At 60.7% G+C, this 1,112-nt stretch carries 1 protein-coding gene and 1 pseudogene; both read left to right on the plus strand.

The features are described from left to right. The first annotated feature begins 101 nt into the window (after positions 1–101). Positions 102–647 (plus strand): urease accessory protein UreD, encoded by a 546-nt coding sequence (locus tag ABT116_RS49225; RefSeq protein WP_351648140.1) that lies wholly within the window; start codon positions 102–104, stop codon positions 645–647. Between the two features lie 127 nt (positions 648–774). After that, a pseudogene (locus ABT116_RS49230) lies at positions 775–993 on the plus strand (urea transporter); the annotation flags it as partial. Between the last annotated feature and the right edge of the window lie 119 nt (positions 994–1,112).

Below are 1,112 nucleotides of genomic sequence, written 5' to 3' on the forward strand. Positions count from 1 at the left end.
AGCGCCACAACCGCCCTGTACAGCACCGACGATGTCGAGACCTTCGCGCTCGACCCCGTCGAGCAGGCCATCGCCGACATCGCGGGTCGCCGCCCCAGAAAGTGGTGCTCGCGGAGAATTCGTATCTCGAACTGATGCCGGGGGTGACGATTCCGCACCGCAACGCGAGGTACTACGCGCGCACCGACATCACGGTGGATCCGACTGCAACGCTGTTGTTCTCGGAGATCGTCATGCCAGGTCGTAAGTACCACGACGGCGGAGAGATGTTCGTCTACGACCTGTACTCCACAATGATCAAGGCGGAGCGTCCGGACGGGGAGAACCTCTTCACCGAGAAGCTGGTGATCGAACCGGCACGTTTTCCCGTGCGATACGGCGGAATCATGGGCGATCACGACGTGTTCGGCAATGTCATCTTGTTGACACCGAAGGAGCATGCCGACGCGATTCTCGAAGAGGTAGTTCCGGGCCGTGACGGCAAGGTCGTTTCCGGAGCGAGTCGGCTACCGAACGACGCCGGTCTCATCTTCAAAGTCCTCGGTCCGGAGAGCGAACCCGTCAAGGCAAAGGTTCGTGATTTCTGGGCTCTGGTGCGAAAGGCAGTTCTGGACACCACCATTCCGCCCGTCCCGCTGTGGGGATGACGCGGATCGCCGGAGAAGGATCGAGGGACGTGCGATGACCACCATCACCAAACCGTGGGACGACGTCGCGGACAAGAACGTCGTGCTCAGATTCATCGACACGAATCTCAAAGGCTCCGGGCAAGTGATGTTTCAGGGCAATGCGCTGACCGGCCTGCTGTTTCTGGTCGGCATCTTCTGGGGCGCGACAGCCGCGGACACGATCACCGTCGCGATCGGTGCCGTGGTGGGTCTGGTGGTATCCACCGTCACCGGCATGATGCTGCATTCTGACGACGATTCGATGCGTATCGGCCTGTACGGATACAACGGAATTCTTGTGGGAGCTGCCTTTCCGACATTCCTTGCCGGTGGCGTGATGCTGTGGATCTACCTCGTGGTGGGCTCGGCACCAAGCACGGCGTGCCGGACTACATCCCGTTCCTGGTCACGGGCGTGTTCATCTGGACGTTCACGCAGAGCTCG

Origin of the sequence: Streptomyces sp. NPDC002130 (assembly GCF_040296465.1) — a bacterium.
Taxonomy (GTDB): domain Bacteria; phylum Actinomycetota; class Actinomycetes; order Streptomycetales; family Streptomycetaceae; genus Streptomyces.